The 2,808-nt window shown below is 63.1% G+C and carries 3 protein-coding genes; all 3 read right to left on the bottom strand.

Going from position 1 to position 2,808, the window contains the following annotated elements:
- Window positions 1-681 (bottom strand): extracellular solute-binding protein (locus EOA28_RS31490; protein ID WP_128315646.1); only part of this gene is annotated, 681 nt, incomplete at its 3' end.
- 74 nt (window positions 682-755) lie between these two features.
- Window positions 756-1,805 carry a LacI family DNA-binding transcriptional regulator gene (locus EOA28_RS31485; protein WP_127251026.1) on the bottom strand — a complete coding sequence of 350 codons (1,050 nt, stop codon included), beginning with the start codon at window positions 1,803-1,805 and terminating at the stop codon, window positions 756-758.
- A 539-nt stretch (window positions 1,806-2,344) separates the two neighbouring features.
- A partial coding sequence (locus EOA28_RS39155; RefSeq protein WP_189342287.1) for a hypothetical protein occupies window positions 2,345-2,808 on the bottom strand: 464 nt, incomplete at its 5' end.

Genomic DNA, 2,808 nt, shown 5'->3' with positions numbered 1-2,808 from the left:
GTAGAGGTCGATCGCGCCGCGCAGCTGCGGGCTGTCGAGCGTCGCCTTCGAGCCGTCTTCCGACAGGATGTCGCCGCCCGAGGCCCAGATCAGCGGCGTGAAGGTGAAGATGTTGCAGCCGCCGCAATTGCCGGAGAAGTAGAAACCCTTGATGTCGCCGCCGAGCGCATTGACCTTCTCCGCGTCGGCCGCGATCTCGGCCCAGTTCGTCGGCCCCTTCTCCGGGTCCAGCCCCGCCTGCTTGAACAGCTTCTTGTTCCAGATCAGCACCGAGGCGTCGGCCGAGAACGGCAGGCCGTAGATGCGGTCCTTATAGGTGCCGGTCTTCACATGCGCCGGCGAGAGGCTCGCAAAATAGGGCAAGGATTTCGCCCAGTCGGTGATGTCCTCCAGCTGGCCGGCGGCGGCGAAGGACGGCGTGTAGATCAGGTCGAGCGACAGCGCGTCGGGCGCCGTGCCGCCGGCGGCGGCGGCGCCATATTTCGGGATGATCTCGGCATTGGGAATGATGTCGAGCTTGATCTGGTCCTTGTTCGCCTTGTTGAAGGCGTCGACGATGCGCGGCATGAAGTTCGAGCCGTCGGCGCGCACCCAGATGTTGGCGGTCTCGGCGGACGCCGCCTGCAGGCCGCCGCCGATGACGGCAGCGGCAAGCATCAGCTTGGCAAGCATGGTCTTCACGTTACTCCTCCTCATGGTTCTCCTCCCAGTTTGGCGACGCCGCCCGGCGGATGCGGGCGCGTGGCCTCGTTGCTTCATTCAGGCGGACCTCCGCATGACTGACGCACCACCAGCCGGCACGGCAGTTTCCTGATGCCCGGCGCGGCCGGCTGGCCGTCGACGAGCGAAAGCAGGGCAAGCCCGGCCTCGCGGCCGAGCGTCGAAAGATTCATGTCGACGGAGGTGAGCGGCGGGCGCGTCGCCTCGGCCACGATCTCCCAATTGTCGAAGCCGATGACGCCGACATCCCCGGGCACGCGGATGCCGCGTTCGCGCAGCGCGTCGATGACGCCGCGGGCGATCTGGTCGTTGCCGCAGAAGACCGCGTCCGGCCAGCCTTCCCTCCCCGCACGGCCGAACAGCTTTGCCACCGCGTCGTGCCCCCAGGCTTCCGACCAGGCGCCGAGCAGCGGCTCGCCCACGGCAAGACCGTTCTCCTTGAGGACATCGCGATAAGCCTCGGCCCGCGCGTGCACCACAGCAAAACTCGCCGGTCCGCTGACATGGGCGATGCGCCGGCGGCCGAGCCGCAGAAAATGCTCGACCGCCAGCCGCGCGCCGCCGGCATCGTCGGAGACGAGGCCGACCGCGCCGGGATCGGGTTGGGTGAAGGCGTAGACGACCGGAATGCGCAGGTGGGAGAGATCGACCGGCAGATGGCGGTCGACGCGCTTTCCGGTGGCGACGATGCCGTCGACGCGCTTGTCGAGCATGGCCTCGACCTGCAGCTGGCCGAGGCGCTGGTCGTCCTCGACATTGCACAGGAACACCGAGACGCCCTTGTCGACCAGCGCATCCGAGACCCCGGCCATCAGCGGCAGCGAGAAGCGGCCATAGGTATCGTTGGTGAGCAGGCCGACGGTGAAGCTGCGCTTACGAAGAAGGCTCTGCGCCAGGCTGTTCGGCCGGAAGCCGAGCAGCCGCGCCGTCTCGCGGATGCGCTCGCGCGTCTCCGCCGTCATCCGGCCCTGCCCGTTCAGCGCCTTGGACGCCGTCGCCACGCTGACGCCGGCCGCGGCCGCCACCTCGCGCAGTGTGACCGGCGGCTTGGCGGGAACAGGCGCTGGCTCGGGGTTGGACGACATAGGCGCGGCGGATTCCCTTAGTTGGGAAAAGGTTTTCTCTTACCGCCCTGCGCGGTGATGACGGGTGAGGTCAGCGGGCGCGGAGCGGGTTGGGAAAAGGTTTTCTCAGGAGCGGAGAGTAGGGGAAGGTGGGGAGGTTGGCAAGGGCCTATGGCAACTGGTTGTCCATCGATGGCAGCCGTTCCGTTAGAAGCGGAGGGCTGTGCTTCGCTTGGCTAAAGGACGCGATTTGCCCCCCTGCAACTGGCACTAAAGCAGCGGAACTGCGGAGCACCTTTTGATAAAATTAAGGGAAGCCTCGTTTTCAACCGACAGTATCCTAAGGTGAATAGGAGCACGTAGTAGGTGAACTTCGCTGGCGCGATAGACTGCCGAAACATCTCCCGGTTTTTGGACGATGCACAGAATGTCAATATCGGACGGCAGCTGCGCTCCCCTGGCGACGGAACCAAATACGTACCAATCAGAGCAGATGCCCGCCACGCGGCACGCGAAAATCATTTCGAAGACGCCGGCCGCTTGAAGGAGGGAGCGTGACTTCAAAACTTCCCCTTGCCCAGATAGGCAAGCATATCTTTAATTCCGAACACTTTAATCCCAAGCGCCTCTCCGACTTGGCGCGCATCAATAAGAATTGACCCATTGGGATTTGTTTTCAAAAGAAGATCGAAGGGGCCTAGATCATCCCACGCCATCCTTACGTCATCCCCGCAAAGATCATACTGATACAACATCGCTACGCGAAATGTTCTACCATTTTCATGCTCCACCAAGAGTACGTGATCGAGCAGAAAACTGACATCCTTCACTCTCGAGTGCTGCGACAATGCCCTGCGATTGAACGATATCTCCGGGTTTTCAGTGGTTTCAGGGTACTCGTTCCCGAGGGCTCGCAGCAGGACACCCCATTGCCCCCAAGCCTTCCCGTGCGCTTCGCACAGCGCAATTGCCTCGCCAGTCCATTTCCCGATTTTTAGGAAATTGACTATGACAGCTACTGGAA

The sequence above is a fragment of the Mesorhizobium sp. M2A.F.Ca.ET.067.02.1.1 genome (genome assembly GCF_004023285.1).
Taxonomy (GTDB): Bacteria; Pseudomonadota; Alphaproteobacteria; order Rhizobiales; family Rhizobiaceae; genus Mesorhizobium.
This window is presented reverse-complemented; position numbering and strand designations above follow the sequence as displayed.

Bases quoted from the DNA above. Each gene is read 5' to 3' on its own strand.
- EOA28_RS31485 (WP_127251026.1), bottom strand. From the start codon at position 1,805: ATGTCGTCCAACCCCGAGCCAGCGCCTGTTCCCGCCAAGCCGCCGGTC.